Annotated in this window: 19 protein-coding genes; 7 read left to right on the top strand and 12 right to left on the bottom strand. The window is 62.7% G+C overall.

The annotated features are described in order from the left end of the window. The first annotated feature begins 9 nt into the window (after positions 1 to 9). The 4 genes from ABOA88_RS09165 (at position 10) to ABOA88_RS09150 (ending at position 2,796) form a co-directional block, all read left to right on the top strand. Positions 10 to 429, top strand: a complete 420-nt coding sequence (locus ABOA88_RS09165) for a hypothetical protein (protein WP_043212847.1) — start codon at positions 10 to 12, stop codon at positions 427 to 429. A gap of 263 nt (positions 430 to 692) precedes the next feature. Then, the gene (locus tag ABOA88_RS09160) at positions 693 to 1,481 is read left to right on the top strand and encodes a PhzF family phenazine biosynthesis protein (protein ID WP_367851260.1); all 789 of its coding nucleotides are present in this window, start codon (positions 693 to 695) and stop codon (positions 1,479 to 1,481) included. A gap of 486 nt (positions 1,482 to 1,967) precedes the next feature. Beyond that, positions 1,968 to 2,330 carry a GFA family protein gene (locus tag ABOA88_RS09155; protein WP_367851261.1) on the top strand — a complete coding sequence of 121 codons (363 nt, stop codon included), beginning with the start codon at positions 1,968 to 1,970 and terminating at the stop codon, positions 2,328 to 2,330. Between the two features lie 127 nt (positions 2,331 to 2,457). Continuing rightward, positions 2,458 to 2,796, top strand: a complete 339-nt coding sequence (locus ABOA88_RS09150) for an FKBP-type peptidyl-prolyl cis-trans isomerase (protein WP_070092164.1) — start codon at positions 2,458 to 2,460, stop codon at positions 2,794 to 2,796. Between the two features lie 219 nt (positions 2,797 to 3,015). Here the strand turns inward: ABOA88_RS09150 and ABOA88_RS09145 are convergent, their stop codons facing one another. From ABOA88_RS09145 to ABOA88_RS09135, 3 genes are all read right to left on the bottom strand, one after another. Next, complete coding sequence (locus ABOA88_RS09145) at positions 3,016 to 3,744, bottom strand: aspartate/glutamate racemase family protein (protein WP_367851262.1); 729 nt, start codon at positions 3,742 to 3,744, stop codon at positions 3,016 to 3,018. A gap of 13 nt (positions 3,745 to 3,757) precedes the next feature. Continuing rightward, entirely contained in the window at positions 3,758 to 5,293 is a 1,536-nt protein-coding gene (locus ABOA88_RS09140; protein ID WP_367851263.1) for an NCS1 family nucleobase:cation symporter-1, read from the bottom strand. A 472-nt stretch (positions 5,294 to 5,765) separates the two neighbouring features. Further along, positions 5,766 to 6,203, bottom strand: a complete 438-nt coding sequence (locus ABOA88_RS09135) for an Lrp/AsnC family transcriptional regulator (protein ID WP_367851264.1) — start codon at positions 6,201 to 6,203, stop codon at positions 5,766 to 5,768. A 133-nt stretch (positions 6,204 to 6,336) separates the two neighbouring features. On the opposite strand from ABOA88_RS09135, the gene ABOA88_RS09130 reads away from it, so the two are divergent. Together ABOA88_RS09130 and ABOA88_RS09125 are read left to right on the top strand one after the other, a co-directional pair. Continuing rightward, positions 6,337 to 7,233 (top strand): DMT family transporter, encoded by an 897-nt coding sequence (locus ABOA88_RS09130; protein WP_196169007.1) that lies wholly within the window; start codon positions 6,337 to 6,339, stop codon positions 7,231 to 7,233. Between the two features lie 154 nt (positions 7,234 to 7,387). Then, positions 7,388 to 8,317, top strand: a complete 930-nt coding sequence (locus tag ABOA88_RS09125; protein WP_367851265.1) for a class I SAM-dependent methyltransferase — start codon at positions 7,388 to 7,390, stop codon at positions 8,315 to 8,317. A 143-nt stretch (positions 8,318 to 8,460) separates the two neighbouring features. Here ABOA88_RS09125 and ABOA88_RS09120 read toward each other — a convergent pair whose 3' ends face one another. From ABOA88_RS09120 to gcl, 8 genes are all read right to left on the bottom strand, one after another. Further along, positions 8,461 to 9,459, bottom strand: coding sequence for a sulfate ABC transporter substrate-binding protein (locus ABOA88_RS09120; RefSeq protein ID WP_367851266.1), 999 nt, complete (start codon positions 9,457 to 9,459; stop codon positions 8,461 to 8,463). 93 nt (positions 9,460 to 9,552) lie between these two features. After that, positions 9,553 to 10,377, bottom strand: coding sequence for an ion transporter (locus tag ABOA88_RS09115; protein WP_196169010.1), 825 nt, complete (start codon positions 10,375 to 10,377; stop codon positions 9,553 to 9,555). 44 nt (positions 10,378 to 10,421) lie between these two features. After that, the gene (locus ABOA88_RS09110) at positions 10,422 to 11,297 is read right to left on the bottom strand and encodes an urea transporter (RefSeq protein WP_367851267.1); all 876 of its coding nucleotides are present in this window, start codon (positions 11,295 to 11,297) and stop codon (positions 10,422 to 10,424) included. Between the two features lie 183 nt (positions 11,298 to 11,480). Beyond that, entirely contained in the window at positions 11,481 to 12,896 is a 1,416-nt protein-coding gene (gene pyk / locus ABOA88_RS09105) for a pyruvate kinase (RefSeq protein WP_196169012.1), read from the bottom strand. Continuing rightward, complete coding sequence (locus ABOA88_RS09100; RefSeq protein WP_196169013.1) at positions 12,893 to 14,167, bottom strand: glycerate kinase type-2 family protein; 1,275 nt, start codon at positions 14,165 to 14,167, stop codon at positions 12,893 to 12,895. Before ABOA88_RS09100 ends, pyk begins: the two co-directional genes overlap by 4 nt. Before the next feature lie 168 nt (positions 14,168 to 14,335). Then, positions 14,336 to 15,229, bottom strand: a complete 894-nt coding sequence (locus tag ABOA88_RS09095) for a 2-hydroxy-3-oxopropionate reductase (protein WP_367851268.1) — start codon at positions 15,227 to 15,229, stop codon at positions 14,336 to 14,338. Between the two features lie 169 nt (positions 15,230 to 15,398). After that, on the bottom strand, positions 15,399 to 16,181 hold the full coding sequence (gene hyi / locus ABOA88_RS09090; protein ID WP_196169014.1) for a hydroxypyruvate isomerase: 783 nt from the start codon (positions 16,179 to 16,181) through the stop codon (positions 15,399 to 15,401). 57 nt (positions 16,182 to 16,238) lie between these two features. Beyond that, complete coding sequence (gene gcl / locus ABOA88_RS09085; RefSeq protein ID WP_043214870.1) at positions 16,239 to 18,014, bottom strand: glyoxylate carboligase; 1,776 nt, start codon at positions 18,012 to 18,014, stop codon at positions 16,239 to 16,241. Between the two features lie 258 nt (positions 18,015 to 18,272). Here gcl and ABOA88_RS09080 point away from each other — a divergent pair, with 258 nt between their 5' ends. Continuing rightward, on the top strand, positions 18,273 to 18,713 hold the full coding sequence (locus tag ABOA88_RS09080) for a GlcG/HbpS family heme-binding protein (protein WP_043214867.1): 441 nt from the start codon (positions 18,273 to 18,275) through the stop codon (positions 18,711 to 18,713). Between the two features lie 182 nt (positions 18,714 to 18,895). Here the strand turns inward: ABOA88_RS09080 and ABOA88_RS09075 are convergent, their stop codons facing one another. Continuing rightward, positions 18,896 to 19,507: a TetR/AcrR family transcriptional regulator gene (locus ABOA88_RS09075; protein ID WP_196169016.1), complete on the bottom strand. Its 612-nt coding sequence runs from the start codon at positions 19,505 to 19,507 to the stop codon at positions 18,896 to 18,898. Between the last annotated feature and the right edge of the window lie 70 nt (positions 19,508 to 19,577).

Raw genomic sequence — 19,577 nt, 5'->3', positions numbered from 1 at the left:
GCGATTCAAATGAACAGCACTGTGCGCTTGACCCTGATCACCCTGGCCCTGGGTCTTTCGGCGTGTACGGTGCAGCCGCCGAGCCAGGAGCGCTTGCCGCCGATAGAGGCCCCTCATCCCCGCCAGGGGCCAGCGGTCAAACCGTTGCCAGGGGGGCAACCGGGCACCCAGCCGAGCAAGCCCGCCGCCACGCCCAAAGCAATGCCGCGCACCTCTGCCAGCTTCGCCCCGCCACCGGGCGGGGCCAGCCATTGGGATCCGCGCATGGGCGTCTATGTGTTGGAGAACAAGACCAACACCTTCTACCGCCAGCGCACCTACTACCGCTGGAACAACGGCTGGAGCTGGTCGCTCAGCCCCGATGGACCCTGGCAGGAAACCGACAGCAGCGGTGTGCCAGGCGGCCTGGGACGTGCTTTCGCCCAGTAGTTTCATCTAACCGTTACAGTACAGTTTTGGCCCTATCTTTCCATTGACTGTACTGGTGGGTTGCCACGCATAATCCCAGCTCACCGTTGAGCTGGGGGATGTATGAGCCCGACTGTCCTGTCGTACGCGTGGCGCGGCTATCGCCACTTTCCTGCCCCCTGCTTGCAAACATTCTGTGCCGTTCGGCACTCACTGGCGCCCTTGCGTTCCTGAACGTTTTCCAGAACCCGCCCAGCCAGGTGCTGGGCTTTAGGAGTCTTTGCATGCAACTCGAAATCTTCCAGGTCGATGCGTTCTCCGCCACGCCGTTCGGTGGCAACCCAGCGGCGGTCGTCCCGCTGGAAACCTGGCTGCCTGACGAAACGCTCAAGCGTATCGCTGCGGAGAACAACCTTTCCGAAACCGCTTACTTCGTGCGTAACGGCGAGGCATTCGACCTGCGTTGGTTCACCCCGACTGTGGAAGTGAACCTATGTGGGCATGCGACCTTGGCAGCTGCCTGGGTGCTCTTCGAGCAGTTGGGGGAGCAGGCCGAGGTGCTGCGGTTCAATACCCGCAGCGGCGAACTGCGCGTCAGTCGTGGTGCCGATGGGCTGCTGGCGATGGACTTCCCGGCCAAGCAGCCGGTGGCGGTTGATATTCCTCAAGCGTTGCTCAAGGCGCTAGGGTTGACCAGTGCCCGAGAGTTGTATCGCACTGATGACTATGTGCTGGTGATCGACGATACCGCGCTGCTCGAGACGCTGACGCCGGATTTCGTTGCGCTTTCGGCGTTTGACGTACGAGGTATTGCGGTGACAGCGCCCGGTCGTGGGTTTGATTTCGTTACCCGGTGGTTCGGCCCGCGGGTTGGCGTCAATGAAGACCCGGTGACCGGTTCGGCGCATACGTCGCTGGCGCCTTACTGGTCCGAGCGGCTGGGCAAGCGCCGGTTGGTATGCGAGCAGGGCGGGGCGCGTAAGGGGCAACTGGAATGTGAAGTGCCGGGGAATGGGCGGGTGATCATCAGTGGGCGGGGGGCTTTGTACCTGCGTGGGGTGATCTTTGTCTGAGTGGGTTGAAGGGGGAGCTTTTAGGCCTATTCGCGGGTAAATCGGGGCGCCGAATAGTCCGGAACAAACACCAAAACAATTAACTTGTTTGCCGTTGCCGTTGCCGTTGCCGTTGCCGTTGCTACGCGATAGTCCAGACGCCACCCATCGCGACCTCAGAAGGCCGAGTGGAGGTGTCTGTAGGGGCAGGCGCGCAGCGCCCTTCGGCGGTAGCCGAAGTTGCGAGATGGAGGTTGGCGTAGCCAGCCGGAGGCCGCGAGGCCCCGTAAGACACCGCAACGAGGGGACCCGGTGCGAAGCGCCGGGCCGGATGTGGGAGCCAGCGGTTTTTGCCTACTTTTGCCCAAGAGCAAAAGTAGGTCGCCGTAAAGGCGAAAAGCGCCGGTGGCGCCCCCACCAAACCCGGATATTCCCCCAACCTGAAAGCCCAAGCCCAAATAGAATCACCACCTATACTTCCCAGTCCCAAACGCAAGGAGCCTCACCATGTCCCTGGAAAAACAAGGCACCTGCCTCTGCGGCGAAACCCACCTGAAAGTGACCGTCGACAACACCCACATCAGCGCCTGCCACTGCAGCATGTGCCGCAAGTGGACCGGCGGCCCCCTACTGGTCGTACATTGCAGCCACCCTCCAACGATCGAAGGGCGCGCGCCAAGCGTCTACGACTCCTCCGACTGGGCCCAGCGCGGCTTTTGCGGCCAGTGCGGCACACATCTGTATTACCGCCTCAAAGCCAACGATTTCTATGCCATCCCGGTAGGCCTGCTGGACGGCGACGAAGCCTGGGCCTTCGATCTGCAGATTTTCGTCGAGCAAAAGCCCGCCTGGTACTGCTTCGCCAACTAGACCAAGGAATTGACCGGCCAGGAGGCGTTCGAGCAACTGGGTTAGCGCAGTAGACGCATCAAGCCTTGCCAAAGCAGCACATTCCTGAGAAAAGGGCGGCCCCGAAATCCGCTTCAAGGAAACCGCCATGAGCAGCGAACTGCAAATCATCGATATCCAGGAAGGCGACGGCAAGGCCGTGGTCAAGGGCGCGTTGATCACTACCCAGTACACCGGCTGGCTGGCCGATGGCAGCGAGTTCGACTCCTCTTGGTCGCGGGGCAAGCCGTTCCAGTGCGTGATTGGTACCGGCCGCGTCATCAAAGGCTGGGACCAGGGCCTGATGGGCATGCGTGTTGGCGGCAAGCGCAAGCTGATGGTGCCGGCGCACCTGGGGTATGGCGAGCGCAACGTGGGTTCGATCCCGCCGCACTCCGACCTGACGTTCGAAATCGAGTTGCTGGAAGTACTGACGCGCGATGATTGAGTCATCCGCGTCTTACCCAGGTTGCAGGTTAGGAGAAATCACTCGGTAAACAGCGACGGGTATTGCTCGCACCTCTGGCAGGGCGCCTTCTGCGTTCCAGCGATGACGTGATGCCTGTCCCGTTGCAATCCGACACGGGTGATCGGGTACGGCTACAAGGTCGCTTCCACACCTGCAACGGTGCACGTGTGGAAGCGACGAAGGCGCCACAGCGCAGCCTTAACGTCCGAACATCATCGGCCAACCCACGACTTTCTTCGCTCGGGGTGTCGCATAAGTGCGCACTTTCGAGGTGCTCAAGCCCAGCCTCACCAGCGATTCGGCGATGCTCACCGCTGCACTGACCCCATCCACCACCGGTACCCCCGTACGTTGACGGATCTGTTCATCGAGCCCGGCCATGCCGCCGCAGCCCAGGCAGATCACCTCGGCTTTGTCTTCACGCACGGCGCGTTCGGCCTGTTCGACGATCGCTTGCACGGCACGCTGCGGGTCGGCTTCCAGGTCCAGCACGGCAAGACCACTGGCGCGGACCGAGGCGCAGCGGTCGTAAAGCCCGGAGAGCTTGAGGCGGTCCTCGATCAGCGGCACGGTGCGGTCTAGCGTGGTGACCACCGAGTATTTGTGGCCCAGGTACATGGCGGTGCTGGCGGCGGCGTCGGTGATGTCCACTACCGGCACGTCGAGCAGTTCCTGCAGGCCTTCGCGACCATGCTCGCCATAGCCGGCCTGGATCACCGCATCGTAGGGTTGATCGAAGTTCAGCACCCGGTCCATCACGGCGATAGCGGCGAGATAGCTCTCGAAGTTGCCTTCCACGGACTCCGCGCCGAACCAAGGCGTGAGGCCGACGATTTCGGTGCCTGGAGAGGCCACGCTGCGAGCTTGCTGGGCGATGGCGTCGGTGATGGCGGTGGTGGTGTTGACGTTGGCAATCAGAATGCGCATGGGGATTTCCCTATCAATGGCTGCTGTGGTCGACGGCGATGGCTTCACCGCTGACGTCGAGGTACTGGCGGTTGCGCGGGGCGACCAGCAGGTAGAGGGTGGCTGCGGTGCCGGCACCGATCAGCCAGGAGAACGGCGCCACGCTGTGGAAGTTGGGCACCAAGGCCAGCACGATGGCCAGCAAGGCTGCCGGCAGGAAGGCCGCGACGGCGCGCAGGTTGATGCCCCGGGTGTAGAAGTAGGCCCCCGCGGGATTCTCGCTGTAGAGCTCGGGCACATTGACCTGGCCCTTTCGCAGCAGCCAGTAGTCCGCCATGATCACGCCATACAGGGGGCCGAGCAGGGCGCCCAGCCCTGACAGGAAATACACGATCACCAGCGGGCTGTTGTAGAGGTTCCAAGGCAGGATCAGCACCGCCAGGGTGGCGCTGATCAAACCGGCGCGGCGGAAGTTCAGATGGCGTGGCGCCAGGTTGCTGAGCACGAAGGCCGGGGCGACGAAGTTGGCCATGATGTTCACCGCCACGGTGACGATCAGGAAGGCCAGGCAGCCCAGTACCAGGAAGGCTGTGCTGGGGATGGAGGCGACAATCTGGGTGGGGCTGTCGATGACCTGACCGTTGATCTGGAACTGTGCGCCGCACAGCACCGCGGTGATGGTGGCGAACACCAGTATGTTGACCGGCAGGCCCCAGAAGTTGCCCACACGGATGGTCTTGCGGCATGGCGAGGAGCGAGCGAAGTCGCAGAAGTTCAGCACCAGCGTGCCGTAGATGGCCAGCCACAGCGCACCGCCGGCAAAGATGTTTCGCCACATCTCATAACCGGTCAGCGGTTCGGCCACCGACCAGGCGATGCGGGCATCGGCCTGGAAGTACATCCAGCCGGCCAGGCTCGCCACGGTCAACAGGATCACCGGGCCTGCGAAGGCCTCGTAGCGGCGCACCATCTCCATGCCGTAGGCAAGGATCACCAGTTGCACCAGCCAGATCGCCACGAAGCACACCCAGCCCAGGCTCGACAGGCCGAGAAGGCTGTTGTGGTCGTAGGCGGCCAGCTGCGGCCACACGGCGGTGAGCAATACCCGCAGCACCACGGACGCCAGGTAGGTCTGGATACCGAACCAGGCGATGGCGATCACCGCACGGATCAGCGCCGGTATCTGCGCGCCGTGGATGCCGAAGGCGATGCGACTGATCACCGGGAACGGTACGCCGGTTTTCTGTCCCATGTACCCGGATAAGTTCATGAAGAAGTACACCAGCGCTGCGCCGATCGCAAGGGACAGAAGAATCTGCCAGCCGCCCAGGCCCAGGGCGAACAGCCCCATGGCGAAGGAATAGTTGGCGATGTTGTGCACGTCATTGGTCCACAGCGCGAAGATGCTGTAGCGGCCCCAACGGCGGCCCTCGATACGGGTGGGGGCGAGGTCTCGGTTATGCAGGCGTGGGCTGAGTTCAAGCTCCGGCGAATGGCCGTTCAGTGGAAGAGAAGGGGAGGCGGTGCTGGCAACGGATAGTTCAGGGGCTAGGTTGAGGCTGGTACTCATTCGTCAGGCTCCTGATGCGCGTGGACTGCGATGAGCGGGCAGCGCACGGGCTCGCCATCTCGTCGGTGCAGCGTTGGCATCACTGGGTTCTGGGCGCAACGGCCTGATGTGGAAAGCAGGCGCTGCGAGTTCTTGTATGTATGTTTTGTTTGGTTTGTATACAAAACATGAGCACACAACAGCGAGTTCCATGCCAGGCAAAAAGCAACTTTGAGGGTATGGCTTTTTGCAACTTAACCTGTTGAAAGTTAAGTGGATGAAATAAGCGAAATATATGTTGACCAATTGAACAGGTTTTATTTTTTGGTGTCGCTGTTAGTTGATCAATTGGTCAGTTTTTATGGTGGGAAGTGTGTAGGTGAGTGAGTCGATGATGGACAAAAGTGCACACAAAAATGACACCTTAAGTGACATTCTTGTGTACAAAGTATCGATCGCTAAATGTCAATAACGCTTTTCGTATAGAGCCCATTCAAGCCATCGGCGGCAGCCGACGTTTTACCGGGGTTTTCTTGATGATTGCGGTGTTGGTTTCCGCCAGCACATTGAGGCGATCGAGCAGTGTGTCGAGCTGCTCCATCGACCGCACGTGCAGGCGCGCGATGAAACAGTCTTCACCGGTGACCTTGTCGCACTCGGTGAACTCGGGAATGGCAATGATATGCCGCTCCACCTCCTGCAACTGACCCGGCAGCGGGCGGATCCGCACGATGGCTTGCAACTGGTAGCCGAAGCTGCGCGGATCCACCTCGACGGTGTAGCCGCGCAGCACACCACGCTCCTCCAAGCGCCGCAGGCGTTCGCTGACACTGGGTGCCGACAGGCCACTGACCTGGGCCAGGGCCTTGAGCGAGCGGCGGGAATCTTCCATCAGCGCATTGATCAGCAGTTGGTCGATGGCATCGGTCATGGGTACCTCGTTAGGTGTTTTTTGTTTTCTGCCTTGATAGTAAAGGCAAGGTGGTGAAATCGCCTTTTTTATCCGCTGGATGGCGCGCGAGGGCACTGGGCATACTGTGGCCATGTTCGACAGGAGGTGTGAGATGGACAATTCGTTGCGCCGCGGCTCGCTGGAAATGGTCGCCGCCATGCTGATTTCCGGGACCATCGGTTGGTTCGTGCTGGTGTCCGGGCAACCGGTGCTGGAAGTGGTGTTCTGGCGCTGCGTGTTCGGCGCCGTCACCCTGTTGCTGATCTGCGCTGCCATGGGCTTTCTCAAACCCGGTGTGTTGACGCGCGCTACCTTCCTGCTGGCGGTGGCCAGTGGCGTGGCCATCGTGGGCAACTGGGTGCTGCTGTTCGCCTCCTACTCCAGGGCTTCGATCGCCATTGGTACGGCGGTCTACAACGTGCAGCCGTTCATGCTGGTGGGGCTGGCAGCGGTGTTCCTGGGTGAAAAGATCACCCTGCCCAAGATGACCTGGCTGAGCCTGGCCTTCCTCGGCATGCTGGCCATCGTCAGCGCTCATGGCAACGGCCAGGGTGGGGCAGGCGACTATCTGCTGGGCATCGTCCTGGCCTTGGGCGCGGCCTTCCTCTATGCCGTGGCTGCGTTGATCATCAAGCGCCTGAACGGTACGCCGCCGCACCTGATCGCACTGGTTCAGGTGACCACGGGCATCCTGTTGCTGGCGCCGTGGGTCGGCGGTGAGGGGCTGCCAGGTGAGACGCCGGCGCTGGCCAGCCTGCTGACGCTGGGAGTCGTGCACACTGGAGTGATGTACGTGCTGCTGTACAGCGCTATCCAGCGCCTGCCTACCGCCCTGACCGGCGCGTTGTCGTTCATCTACCCGATCGCGGCGATCCTGGTCGACTGGGTGGCCTTCGATCATCGTCTGGCGCCGTTGCAGTGGCTGGGTGTGGCGGCGATCTTGCTGGCCGCAGCAGGGATGCAGCAGGGGTGGTGGTTCCGCTCGGGCAGGGTCGCGGTGAAGGGCTAATGATCGAGGGCTCTTGAACCTTTGGGCGCGCTTTGCGCCCTTCTGGCGAAACAAGGCGGCTCCCACCGACGCTTGCGATGGGCCCCGCAGCAGCGCCAAAAGCCCAAGCGAGCGCTATTAGGTAGAATGCCTTCTTTTTGCTTGCGACCTGATCATGACCTCGCCGATCCCTACCCTCGAGCAGCACCTGCTCGCCGCCCTCGACCCCGCCCCGCAAGAGACCCGCCGCCTGTTCCATGGTCGTGGTCGCTGCTGGCCGGGGCTCGAGCAGATCACGGTCGATTGGTTGGAAGGCGTGCTGCTGGTGGCGCTGTTCCGTGAGCCGCCCGAGGGCCAGCTGGCAGAACTGGAAGCGATGCTGCGCAGCCTCGCCGAGCGCCCGCAATGGACCGGCCAGGCCATCCTCATCCAGCACCGCTACCTGCCCGAGAGCCCTGGCCAATGGCTGCAGGGCGAGCCTTGCCAGCAACGCGAGGTGGTGGAAGACGGGCTCAAGTACCTGCTCGACCTGGGGGTGCGCCAGAACAACGGGCTGTTCCTGGACATGCGCTACGGCCGTCGCTGGGTGCGCGAGCAGGCCGCGGGCAAGCGGGTGCTCAACCTGTTCGCCTACACCTGTGGGTTCTCGGTGGCGGCGATCGCCGGCGGTGCGCAGCAGGTGGTCAACCTGGACATGGCCAAGGCCGCGTTATCCCGTGGGCGTGAGAACCACCGGCTCAATGATCATGATTCATCGCGCGTCGCGTACCTGGGCCATGAGTTGTTCAAGTCCTGGGGCAAGGTGCGCAAGTACGGGCCTTATGACCTGATCATCATCGACCCGCCCACCTTCCAGAAGGGCAGTTTCGTGCTGACCCAGGACTACGCCAAGATCCTGCGCCGTTTGCCCGAGTTGTTGACGCCAGGGGGGACGGTGCTGGCCTGTGTCAACGACCCGGGGATCGGACCGGGCTTTTTGATCGAGGGCATGGCCGAGCATGCGCCAGGGCTGGCATTCGTCGAGCGGCTGGACAACCCGCCGGAGTTTCCGGATGCGGATCCGGAAGGTGGGCTGAAGGCGCTGGTGTTCCGTCAGCAGGCCTGAATGCAGCAAGCCGCGTTGGCCGCTTCGCGGGTAAGCCTGCTTCCACAGAGCAGACAATCGCCCCGTGGAAGCGGGTCTGCCCGCAAAGAATTACGTACATTCACCACACCATGAAAAAGGGGGCTCGAAGCCCCCTTTCTCGTTTACTTGCTGGTGTAGATCTGGTCGAACACGCCGCCGTCGTTGAAGTGGGTCTTCTGCACGGTGCGCCAGTCACCGAAGATCTTCTCCACCGACAGGAAGTCGACTTTCGGGAAGCGGTCGGTGTATTTGGCCAGGACAGTGGCATCACGCGGACGCAGGTAGTTCTGCGCAGCGATCTCCTGGGCCGCCGGCGACCACAGGTACTTCAGGTACTCCTCGGCCACGGCGCGGGACTTCTTGCGCTCGACGACTTTGTCGACCACGCTCACCGGCGGTTCGGCTTCGGCCGACACGCTCGGGTAGATCACTTCGAACTGGTCGCGGCCGAACTCGCGGGCGATCATCTCGGCCTCGTTCTCGAACGTCACCAGCACATCGCCGATCTGGTTGGTCATGAAGGTGGTGGTAGCGGCGCGGCCACCGGTATCGAGCACCGGTGCCTGCTTGAACAGTTTGCCGACGAAGTCGCGGGCCTTGGCTTCGTCGCCGCCCTGCTTGAGCACATAGCCCCAGGCGGAGAGGTAGGTGTAGCGGCCGTTACCCGAGGTCTTGGGATTGGGCACGATCACCTGCACGCCGTCCTTGAGCAGGTCGGGCCAATCCTTCAGGGCCTTCGGGTTGCCCTTGCGTACGATGAACACGGTGGCGGAGGTGAAGGGTGCGCTGTTGTTCGGCAGGCGCGAGACCCAGTTCTCCGGCACCAGCTTGCCGTTGTCGGCCAAGGCGTTGATGTCGGTGGCCATGTTCATGGTGATGACATCGGCCGGCAGGCCATCGATCACTGCCCGGGCCTGCTTGCTCGAGCCGCCGAAGGACATCTGCACGTTGACCTTCTCGTTGTGCTCGGCTTCCCAATGCTTCTGGAACGCCTGGTTGTAGTCCTTGTAGAAGTCGCGCATCACGTCATAGGAAACGTTCAGCAGGGTCGGAGCGGCCTGGGCCAGGTTGCCCAAGGCGAGTCCTGCGGCGAGCAGCGAGGCGGTGAAGAGCTTTTTCACGAAGCTATCCTTGTTCTGGTTCAAATGTTTGGCAATTTGCCAGCGACTATAACCTTTGGTTCTTGAGGCCTTAAAGACCAAATGGCTCTTTGCTTATTCGTTTTTCGGGAACAGTGCATTGCCGCAGCGTGAGCAGAATGCGGCGCCATGCTCGTGGGTGTTCTTGCGGCAGGTGGGGCAGTCGTGTTGCAGCTGTTCGCCGCGCAAGGCGTTGGCCAGCTCGGCGGTGAAAATGCCGGTGGGCACCGCGATGATCGAGTAACCGGTGATCATCACCAGCGACGACAGTACCTGGCCCAGAGGAGTCTTGGGCACGATGTCGCCAAAGCCCACCGTGGTGAGGGTGACGATGGCCCAGTAGATGCCCTTGGGAATGCTGGTGAACCCGTGCTCAGGGCCCTCGACGACATACATCAGTGTGCCGAACACCGTCACCAGCGTGGAGACGCTCACCAGAAAGACGATGATCTTCTGCTTGCTGCCTTGCAGCGCCGCCAGCAGGTAATGAGCCTGCTTGAGGTAGGGGCTGAGCTTGAGCACGCGGAAGATCCGCAGCATCCGGATGACCCGCACGATCAGCAGGTACTGGGCGTCGCTGTAGTACAGGGCGATGATCCCCGGCACGATCGCCAGCAGATCGACCAGCCCGTAGAAGCTGAAGGCGTAGCGCAGAGGCTTGGGCGAGCAGTACAGCCGGGCCAGGTACTCCACCAGGAAGATCGCCGTGAAGCCCCATTCGATCATGGCCAGCACGCCGGCATAGCCCTGATGGACCTCGTCGATGCTGTCGAGGATCACCGTCACCAGGCTGGCGAGAATGATCAAGAGCAGGATCTTGTCGAAGCGCCGGCCGGCGACGGTGTCGGTCTGGAAGACGATGACGTAGAGCCGCTGGCGCAGGCTCGCAGGGTTTTCCATGGGCTCGTTCCCTTGTGCGATGGGCAGAGCCTAGGGGCTGCGTTTTAGCTGTGCAAGCGATCGACGTTGCGGCGTTGGCTCAGTTGCAGCAGATGACTGCCCACATGCATCAACCAGCAAGCGGTGACGAAGGGTGCGGTCAGGCCGGCGATCGGCATTCGGTTGAACAAGGGTTGCAACAGCAAAGCCAGGGCAATGGCCAGCAAGGTCACCCAGAAGCGCTCGCCCTGACGGCTGAAGGCCAGCGCGGCGAGCGCAGCGTTGAAGCCGTACAGCCCCATCCAGGCCGCCTGGGCTTCGCCTGCCAGCAACGCGACACCGCCGCCGATGGCTGAGCCCAGCAAGGCCCAAAGCGCGGCGTAGGGGTTGGCCACGAGCATGCCGATGACGATCAGCAGGCCGGCCAACGGGTTGTCCAGCAGGAAGATCTGGCCCACGCCACGCAGCAGGGCGTATAGCGGGTTGGCTTCGGTGAACAGTGCGGGCATCGGTTCTGTCATCAGCAATGTGCCCCAGCCCAGCAGCACGAAGGGCGCGGTATAGGCGACGAGCAGTTTGCCGCCGCGCTTGCGCCACTGGTGTGTGAGGATGCTGGAAAGACCACCGGCGGCGATGATCAGTGGCGGCACGATGGCCGACCAGGGCAGCAGGGCGGCGATCAGTATCCCGATCAGCACACCGTTGTAGCTGTACAACCCGGCCTGGCGGTCAGCGCGTTCATAACCGCGGCGCTGAGCGGTGAGCAGCCCGGCCAGGGCACCGAGCAGGGCACCGCCGACCAGGTTCGGGGCGGTCAGCAGAAGGGCCAGCAGGCAGCACAGGCCGCAAAAAGGATTGCGCAGCAGCAGGACCTGGCTGAAGCCGTTGAGCAAAGCCGTGGCCCAGTCGGGGCACGGGTTGACGAAATTCTTGGTGTACATGGGGCAGTCAGGAAGGTGGGAAGGGAAGCGGTGGGCCTCTTCTGGGCCTCGGGTTTTCCGCCGGTTGTTGTTCATGGGGAGGGCTGGGCCCTCTATCGCAGGCTTCGCCAGCCCCCACGGGAATGCACATCCGCAGGGCGCTGGCGAGGACCGCGATCAGGGGCGCAGGCGCCCCAGGGTGAATCAGGCCAAGGTCTCGATTCGCAGGGTATTAGTCGTCCCTGGCTTGCCGAAAGGCACACCGGCGGTGATCAGCAGCGTGTCGCCACGGCTGGCCATGCCTTGGGCCTGGGCGATCTCCAGGGCCGTGGAGCAGATCTCGTCGACCTGACGCAGTCGGTCATTGACCACCGAATGCACGCCCCAGGTCACGCTCAGACGACGGGCGGTGGCCAGGTTAGGCGTCAGGTTGAGGATCGGTGCACGCGGACGCTCGCGCGCCGCGCGCAGGGTCGACGAACCCGACTCGCTGTAATTGACCAGCACGGCCACCGGCAGGATGCCGCTGATGCGACGGATCGCGCAGCTGATGGCATCCGACACCGTGGCTTCGGCCTTGGGCCGGCCAACGTCGAGCTGGGCCTGGTAGTCCGGGCCGTTCTCTACCTGGCGGATGATCTTGCTCATCATCTGCACGGCTTCCAGCGGGTACTCACCCGAGGCCGTTTCGGCCGACAGCATGACCGCGTCGGTGCCTTCGGCCACGGCATTGGCCACGTCGGTGACCTCGGCGCGGGTCGGGGCAGGGGAGAAACGCATGGACTCGAGCATCTGCGTGGCCACCACCACCGGACGGCCGAGCTGGCGGCAGGTGTTGATGATGCGCTTCTGGATCTGCGGCACGCTCTCGGCGGGTACTTCCACGCCCAAGTCGCCACGGGCGACCATGATCGCGTCGGACAGCTCGGCGATCGCTTGCAGTTGCTCCACTGCCGACGGCTTCTCGATCTTGGCCATCAGGTAGGCGCGATCGCCGATCAATTGGCGGGCCTCGATGATGTCCTCGGGACGCTGGACGAACGACAGGGCGACCCAGTCCACGCCCAGGTCCAGGCCGAAGGCCAGGTCGCGGCGGTCTTTTTCGGTCAGCGGGCTGAGGTCGAGCACGGCCTGGGGTACGTTGACGCCCTTGCGGTCGGACAGCTCACCGCCGGCGACCACTTCGGTGTCGATGGCATCGCTGTGTTTGGCGGTCACCCGCAGGCGCAGCTTGCCGTCGTCGAGCAGCAGGTCCATGCCTGGCTCCAGCGCGGCGATGATTTCCGGATGGGGCAGGTTGACCCGGCGGTTGTCGCCTGGGGTTGTGTCCAGATCCAGGCGCAGGGCCTGGCCGCGTTGCAGCTGGATCTTGCCGTCGGCGAAACGGCCGACGCGCAGTTTCGGCCCCTGCAGGTCCATCAGGATGCCCAGCGGGTAGTTCAGCTGCTGCTCGACTTCGCGGATCCACTGATAGCGCAGCGCATGGTCGGCGTGCTCGCCGTGGCTGAAGTTCAGGCGGAAGATGTTCACCCCGGCCTCGACCAGCTGGCGGATGTCCTCGATGCCTTTGATCGCAGGGCCGAGGGTCGCGAGGATTTTGACTTTCTTATCAGGCGTCATGATGGCTGGGTCTCGAGGATCAGGATGGCACGGAAGTCGTTGACGTTGGTGCGGGTCGGCTCGGTGACGATCAGCGCATCCAGTGCGGCGAAGTAGCCATAGCCATTGTTGTTGTCCAGCTCATCGGACGCCGACAGGCCCAGGGCCTGGGCGTTGGCGTAGCTGTCCGGGGTCATAATGGCGCCGGCATTTTCTTCGGAGCCGTCGATGCCGTCGGTGTCACCGGCCAGGGCGTACACGCCTGCCAGGCCCTTGAGATTCTCGGTGAGGCTCAGCAGGAACTCGGCGTTGCGCCCGCCGCGGCCATTGCCGCGCACGGTGACGGTGGTCTCGCCGCCGGAGAGGATGATGCAGGGCGCCTTCAGTGGCTGGCCGTGCAGCACGATCTGACGGGCGATGCCGGCATGGACCTTGGCCACTTCGCGCGATTCGCCTTCAAGATCGCCCAGGATCAGCGGGCTGAAGCCTGCCTGGCGTGCTTTGACCGCTGCCGCCTCCAGGGACTGCTGAGGTTTGGCGATCAGCTTGAAGTGGCTGCGTGCCAACGCCGGGTCATCGGCCTTGACGGTTTCCGACGCAGGATTGTTGAGCCAGTCGATGACTGCCTGGGGCGCTTCGATGTTGTAGCGCTTGAGGATGGCCAGGGCGTCGGCCGAGGTGCTTGGATCGGCCACGGTGGGGCCGGAGGCGATGACCGTGGCCAGGTCGCCCGGTACGTCGGAGATCGCGTAGGTGTAGACGGTGGCAGGCCAGCACGCCTTGGCCAGGCGGCCGCCCTTGATGGCCGAGAGGTGCTTGCGCACGCAGTTCATCTCGCCGATGGTGGCGCCGGACTTGAGCAGGGCTTTGTTGATCTGCTGCTTGTCGGCCAAGGTCAGGCCTTCGGCAGGCAGGGCCAGCAGGGCCGAGCCACCGCCGGAGAGCAGGAAGATCACCCGGTCGTCTTCAGTGAGGTTGCTGACCAGTTCGAGCACGCGCTTGGCCACGGCCAGGCCAGCGGCATCGGGAACCGGGTGGGCGGCTTCGACCACCTCGATCTTCTGGCAGTTGGCGCCGTGCCCGTAGCGGGTCACGACCAGGCCGGACACCTCGCCCTTCCAGCTCTTCTCGACCACTTCGGCCATGGCCGCGGCCGCCTTGCCGGCACCGATGACGATGACGCGGCCGCTGCGGTCGGCGGGCAGGTGGGGTTCAAGAACCTGGCGGGGGTGAGCGGCGGCGATGGCTGTGTCGAACAGCTCGCGGAGAATTCTTTGTGGATCGACCGACATGGCAGGCTCCCAAAATCTTATTGTTCTGCAGAATCGAAAACGCCCCTGGAACTGCCTCCGTGCAGGCCGAACCAGGGGCGGTCCCCAGAGCTGCAAGCTTCAAGCTACAAGCCGCGAGCGAAATGCAGATTTGCGTTTGCTCGCCACTTGAGGCTTACAGCTTGAAGCTTATTTCTCGTCGCGGATCGAGAAGTTGGCCATGTGCTCCAGGCCTTTGATCAGCGCCGAGTGGTCCCAGTTGCCGCCGCCCAGGGCGACGCAGGTGCTGAACACTTGCTGGGCGTTGGAGGTGTTGGGCAGGTTGATGCCCAGCTCCTTGGCGCCTTGCAGGGCCAGGTTCAGGTCCTTCTGGTGCAGGTTGATGCGGAAGCCTGGATCGAAGGTGCCCTTGATCATGCGCTCGGCGTGCACTTCCAGGATCTTCGAGGAAGCGAAGCCACCCATCAGCGCCTCACGAACCTTGGCTGGGTCCGCGCCGTTCTTGGCGGCGAACAGCAGGGCTTCGCCAACGGCCTGGATGTTCAGGGCGACGATGATCTGGTTGGCGACCTTGGCGGTCTGGCCGTCGCCGTTGCCGCCGACGCGGGTGATGTTCTTGCCCATGGCTTCGAACAGCGGCAGAGCGCGTTCGAAGGCTTTCGGGCAGCCGCCGACCATGATGCTCAGGGTGCCGGCTTTGGCGCCGACTTCACCGCCGGAGACCGGGGCATCCAGGTAGGCAGCGCCGGTGGCCTTGATCTTCTCGGCGAAGACTTTGGTGGCAGTGGGGGAGATCGAGCTCATGTCGATCACGACTTTGTTCGGGCCTGCGCCTTCGGCAACGCCGTTCTCACCGAACAGGACGGATTCGACCTGCGGGGTGTCCGGGACCATGACGATGATGAATTCGGCTTCCTGGGCCACTTCCTTCGGGTTGGCCAGGGCGACGGCGCCTGCAGCGACCAGGTTGGCAGGGGCGGCGTCGTGGTGGATGGAAACGAACAGGCTGTGACCCGCCTTTTGCAGGTTCTGGGCCATTGGGTTGCCCATGATGCCGGTGCCGATGAAACCGATTTTAGCCATGAGAATGTGCCTCTTTGTATTTGTAGGAATCTCAAGTGAGCCGCGGTCACTGTGGGAGCGGGTTTACCCGCGAAGCAGACAGTTTTGTGGATGGCACCGGCTTTGCCGGTGTTCGCGGGTGAACCCGCTCCCACAATGTCTGGTGTCCCACAGGGGCTGTACTCAGCTTTTAGATTGCGTTGTGCGTCTTCAACCAGCCCAGGCCTGCCTCGGTGGTGGTCAGCGGCTTGTATTCCGCGCCCACCCAGCCCTGGTAACCGATGCGGTCCAGGTGCTCGAACAGGAAGCGATAGTTGATCTCGCCGGTGCCTGGTTCGTTGCGGCCGGGGTTGTCGGCCAGCTGGATGTGGTTGATCAGCTTCAGGTTGGTTTCCATGGTGCGAGCCAGGTCACCTTCCATGATCTGCATGTGGTAGATGTCGTACTGCAGGAACAGGTTGTCACTGCCGACTTCGGCCTGGATTTCCAGGGCCTGCTTGGTGGTGTTCAGGTAGAAGCCCGGAATGTCACGGGTGTTGATCATTTCCATGACCAGGCGGATACCTGCAGCCTTGAGCTTGTCGGCGGCGTACTTGAGGTTGTCGACGAAGGTCTTGCGGACGGTGGCGCAGTCCGGGCCTTGCGGGCGGATGCCGGCCAGGCAGTTGACCTGGGTGTTGCCCAGTACCTTGGCGTATTCGATGGCCTTGTCGACACCGGCGCGGAATTCTTCGACGCGCTCAGGGTTGCACGCGATGCCGCGCTCGCCTTTGCCCCAGTCGCCGGCCGGCAGGTTGAACAGCACCTGGGTCAGGCCGTGGGCGTCGAGTTGCTGCTTGATCTCGGCGGCGCTGAAATCGTACGGGAAGAGGTATTCGACACCGCTGAAGCCAGCGTCGGCGGCGGCCTTGAAGCGGGCCAGGAAGTCCTGCTCGGTGAACAGCATGGACAGGTTGGCAGCGAAGCGAGGCATGGTTGTCTCCTTGCAGAAGAAGGCCCCCGGCACAGCCGGCGCGGGGGCGTCAGGCGGTCAGTCCAGCAGCGAGATCGCGGTAGGCGCGTCGTTGCCGACCAGGGCGAGGTCTTCGAACTCGTTGACCGCGTTGATTTCGGTACCCATGGAAATGTTGGTCACGCGCTCGAGGATCACCTCGACCACCACCGGCACGCGGAACTCTTCGGCCATCTTCTGCGCCTTGAGCAGGGCAGGGGCGATTTCAGCCGGTTCGAACACGCGCAGTGCCTTGCAGCCCAGGCCTTCGACCACGGCCACGTGATCGACGCCGTAGCTGCCCGCTTCGGTGGCGTTGATGTTCTCGAACGCCAGTTGTACACAGTAATCCATGTCGAAGCCACGCTGCGCCTGGCGGATCAGGCCCAGGTAGGCGTTGTTCACCAGCACGTGGACGTACGGCAGGTTGAACTGGGCGCCTACCGCCAGCTCTTCGATCATGAACTGGAAGTCGTAGTCACCGGACAGCGCGACGACTTTGCGCGAAGGGTCTGCCTTGACCACACCCAGGGCAGCCGGGATGGTCCAGCCCAGCGGGCCGGCCTGGCCGCAGTTGATCCAGTGACGCGGCTTGTACACGTGCAGGAACTGGGCGCCAGCGATCTGCGACAGACCGATGGTGCTGACGTAGCAGGTGTCCTTGCCGAAGACCTGGTTCATTTCTTCGTAGACGCGCTGCGGCTTGACCGGCACGTTGTCGAAGTGGGTCTTGCGCTGCAGGCTCGACTTGCGCTGCTGGCAGTCTTCCAGCCACTCGCGACGGCACTTGAGCTTGCCGGCGGCTTTCCACTCGCGGGCCACTTCCAGGAAGGCATCCAGTGCGGCGCCTGCGTCAGAGACGATGCCCAGGTCCGGGGTGAAAACGCGACCGATCTGGGTCGGCTCGATGTCCACGTGAACGAACTTGCGGCCTTCGGTGTAGACGTCGACGGAACCGGTATGACGGTTGGCCCAACGGTTACCGATACCGAACACCAGGTCGGATTTCAGCAAGGTGGCGTTGCCGTAGCGGTGCGAAGTCTGCAGGCCGACCATGCCGACCATCTGCGGGTGGTCGTCAGGAATGGTGCCCCAGCCCATCAGGGTCGGGATGACCGGTACGCCGGTCAGCTCGGCGAACTCGACCAGTTTCTCGCTGGCATCGGCGTTGATCACGCCACCGCCGGAAACGATCAGCGGACGCTCGGCTTCGTTGAGCATGGCCAGGGCTTTTTCAGCCTGGACACGGCTGGCGGCTGGCTTGTGGACTGGCAGCGGCTGGTAGGCGTCGATGTCGAATTCGATCTCGGCCATCTGCACGTCGAACGGCAGGTCGATCAACACAGGGCCTGGGCGGCCGGTGCGCATTTCGTAGAAGGCCTTCTGGAAGGCGTAAGGCACCTGGCCTGGTTCCAGAACGGTGGTGGCCCACTTGGTGACCGGCTTGACGATGTTGGTGATATCAACGGCCTGGAAGTCTTCCTTGTGCAGGCGAGCACGAGGCGCTTGGCCGGTGATGCACAGAATTGGGATGGAGTCGGCCGAAGCGCTGTACAGACCGGTCACCATGTCGGTACCGGCAGGGCCGGAGGTGCCGATGCACACACCGATATTGCCCGGGTTGGCGCGGGTGTAACCCTCGGCCATGTGGGAAGCGCCTTCGACGTGGCGAGCGAGGACGTGATCGATGCCACCGACTTTCTTCAGGGCCGAGTACAGCGGGTTGATAGCAGCCCCCGGGATGCCGAACGCGGTATCTACACCTTCACGGCGCATGACCAGAACGGCTGCATCGATTGCTCTCATTTTGCTCATGGTTTGTGCCTCATCGATTTTGTAATTGTATACAACTTGCTTTGCGACAGAGTGTATTCACGCTCGGCGCCTTAGGTCAATCCATTTTCATCAGCGGAAGTGGCTTTCGTCGGGAAGCCTGTGAAAACGGCGTTTCGTCTGATCGTGCACGATCGTCTAAAATTATTGTATACAAAAAATCTCTCCGTTGTGTTCTATTGTCTCTATCCGGTTTTCAACTGCCCTTAGGGCTTCTCACAACAAGAAGAGGACCTTTCCATGAACGCATTGACCCTTAAAGTCGCCGTCAGCCTGGTGAACGCCGCGCTGTCAGCGGGTCGCAAGATCAACGCCGCTCCCTTGACGGTGGCGGTACTGGACGCTGGCGGGCACCTGCTGGCGCTGCAGCGGGAGGATGGCGCCAGCCTGCTGCGGCCGCAGGTGGCCATGGGCAAGGCCTGGGGGGCCGTCGCCCTGGGCAAGGGCTCGCGCCTGCTGGCGCTGGATGCGCAGCAACGCCCGGCATTCTTCGCCGCGCTCAATGGCTTGGGCGAGAGCCCGGTGGTACCGGCGCCTGGTGGTGTGCTGATTCGTGATCAGGCGGGCAAGGTGCTGGGTGCGGTAGGGATCAGCGGGGATACGTCGGATATCGACGAGCAATGCGCGATCAGTGCGATCGAGGAGGCGGGGCTGAAGGCCGACGCTGGCGTAGCTGCATAAGTTTTCGAATCCGCGGGCCGCTTCGCGCGGCCTGTCGCGAAAAAAGGCCGCTCCCCTAGGTTCATCGCTGCCCTCATAGGGGGCGTTGTACCTGGGGAGCGGCCTTTTTTCGCAGAGGGCATGACGTCAGCTGCGTGCGGCTTTTTGTCGCGAAAGGGCTGCATCGCAACCCCGCAATCGTGTCAGGCGGCTTCGGGCTCGCAGCCTTTGAGCACCAGCCGGATGATGGTCTCGGCCGCCGCGTCATAGTCACTGTCGGCCAGCTTGGGCTTGCCGGTGACCACGGAGATCTGCCAGTCGAAGTCGGCATAGGTCTGCGTCGCCGCCCAGATGCTGAACATCAGGTGATGCGGGTCGACCGGGGCGATCTGCTTGCGCTCGATCCAGTGCTGGATGCACTCGATGTTGTGCCGCGCCTGGTCGTTGAGCTGTTGCACCTGGTTGGGCGAGAGGTGCGGGGCACCGTGCATGATCTCGCTGGCGAACACCTTCGAGGCGTGGGGCAGGTCGCGGGAGATGCGGATCTTCGAGCGGATGTAGCCGCTGAGCACTTCCTTGGGATCGCCGTCGGCATTGAACGGCGTGGAGGCCTGCATGATCGGCGCGATGATGCTTTCAAGGACCTCGCGGTAGAGGTTTTCCTTGGATTTGAAATAGTAATAGACGTTCGGCTTGGGCAGGCCGGCCTTGGCGGCGATGTCGCTGGTCTTGGTGGCGGCGAAGCCCTTGTCGGCGAATTCTTCGCTGGCCGCGCGCAGGATCAGCTCCTTGTTGCGCTCGCGAATGGTGCTCATGTCGGGAATCTTCCTTTGTCTGGCCACCTCTAAGAGAGGGTTCGGCATGGTAGCACCCGCCTTGTCGGGC

Origin of the sequence: Pseudomonas sp. PKS, assembly GCF_051913525.1 — a bacterium.
Classification (GTDB): domain Bacteria; phylum Pseudomonadota; class Gammaproteobacteria; order Pseudomonadales; family Pseudomonadaceae; genus Aquipseudomonas; species Aquipseudomonas guariconensis_D.
Note: the sequence above shows the minus strand (reverse complement) of the source record. Positions and strands in the feature narration are given on the sequence as shown.

What these genes read in the sequence shown, in the direction of transcription:
- ABOA88_RS09080 (WP_043214867.1), top strand. Translation starts at nt 18,273, where the DNA reads ATGAACGCATTGACCCTTAAAGTCGCCGTCAGCCTGGTGAACGCCGCG.
- ABOA88_RS09160 (WP_367851260.1), top strand. Translation starts at nt 693, where the DNA reads ATGCAACTCGAAATCTTCCAGGTCGATGCGTTCTCCGCCACGCCGTTC.
- ABOA88_RS09125 (WP_367851265.1), top strand. Translation starts at nt 7,388, where the DNA reads ATGACCTCGCCGATCCCTACCCTCGAGCAGCACCTGCTCGCCGCCCTC.
- ABOA88_RS09145 (WP_367851262.1), bottom strand. Translation starts at nt 3,744, where the DNA reads ATGCGCATTCTGATTGCCAACGTCAACACCACCACCGCCATCACCGAC.
- ABOA88_RS09155 (WP_367851261.1), top strand. Translation starts at nt 1,968, where the DNA reads ATGTCCCTGGAAAAACAAGGCACCTGCCTCTGCGGCGAAACCCACCTG.
- ABOA88_RS09130 (WP_196169007.1), top strand. Translation starts at nt 6,337, where the DNA reads ATGGACAATTCGTTGCGCCGCGGCTCGCTGGAAATGGTCGCCGCCATG.
- hyi (WP_196169014.1), bottom strand. Translation starts at nt 16,181, where the DNA reads ATGCCTCGCTTCGCTGCCAACCTGTCCATGCTGTTCACCGAGCAGGAC.
- ABOA88_RS09165 (WP_043212847.1), top strand. Translation starts at nt 10, where the DNA reads ATGAACAGCACTGTGCGCTTGACCCTGATCACCCTGGCCCTGGGTCTT.
- ABOA88_RS09075 (WP_196169016.1), bottom strand. Translation starts at nt 19,507, where the DNA reads ATGAGCACCATTCGCGAGCGCAACAAGGAGCTGATCCTGCGCGCGGCC.
- ABOA88_RS09140 (WP_367851263.1), bottom strand. Translation starts at nt 5,293, where the DNA reads ATGAGTACCAGCCTCAACCTAGCCCCTGAACTATCCGTTGCCAGCACC.
- ABOA88_RS09150 (WP_070092164.1), top strand. Translation starts at nt 2,458, where the DNA reads ATGAGCAGCGAACTGCAAATCATCGATATCCAGGAAGGCGACGGCAAG.
- gcl (WP_043214870.1), bottom strand. Translation starts at nt 18,014, where the DNA reads ATGAGCAAAATGAGAGCAATCGATGCAGCCGTTCTGGTCATGCGCCGT.
- ABOA88_RS09100 (WP_196169013.1), bottom strand. Translation starts at nt 14,167, where the DNA reads ATGTCGGTCGATCCACAAAGAATTCTCCGCGAGCTGTTCGACACAGCC.
- ABOA88_RS09110 (WP_367851267.1), bottom strand. Translation starts at nt 11,297, where the DNA reads ATGTACACCAAGAATTTCGTCAACCCGTGCCCCGACTGGGCCACGGCT.
- ABOA88_RS09095 (WP_367851268.1), bottom strand. Translation starts at nt 15,229, where the DNA reads ATGGCTAAAATCGGTTTCATCGGCACCGGCATCATGGGCAACCCAATG.
- ABOA88_RS09115 (WP_196169010.1), bottom strand. Translation starts at nt 10,377, where the DNA reads ATGGAAAACCCTGCGAGCCTGCGCCAGCGGCTCTACGTCATCGTCTTC.
- pyk (WP_196169012.1), bottom strand. Translation starts at nt 12,896, where the DNA reads ATGACGCCTGATAAGAAAGTCAAAATCCTCGCGACCCTCGGCCCTGCG.
- ABOA88_RS09135 (WP_367851264.1), bottom strand. Translation starts at nt 6,203, where the DNA reads ATGACCGATGCCATCGACCAACTGCTGATCAATGCGCTGATGGAAGAT.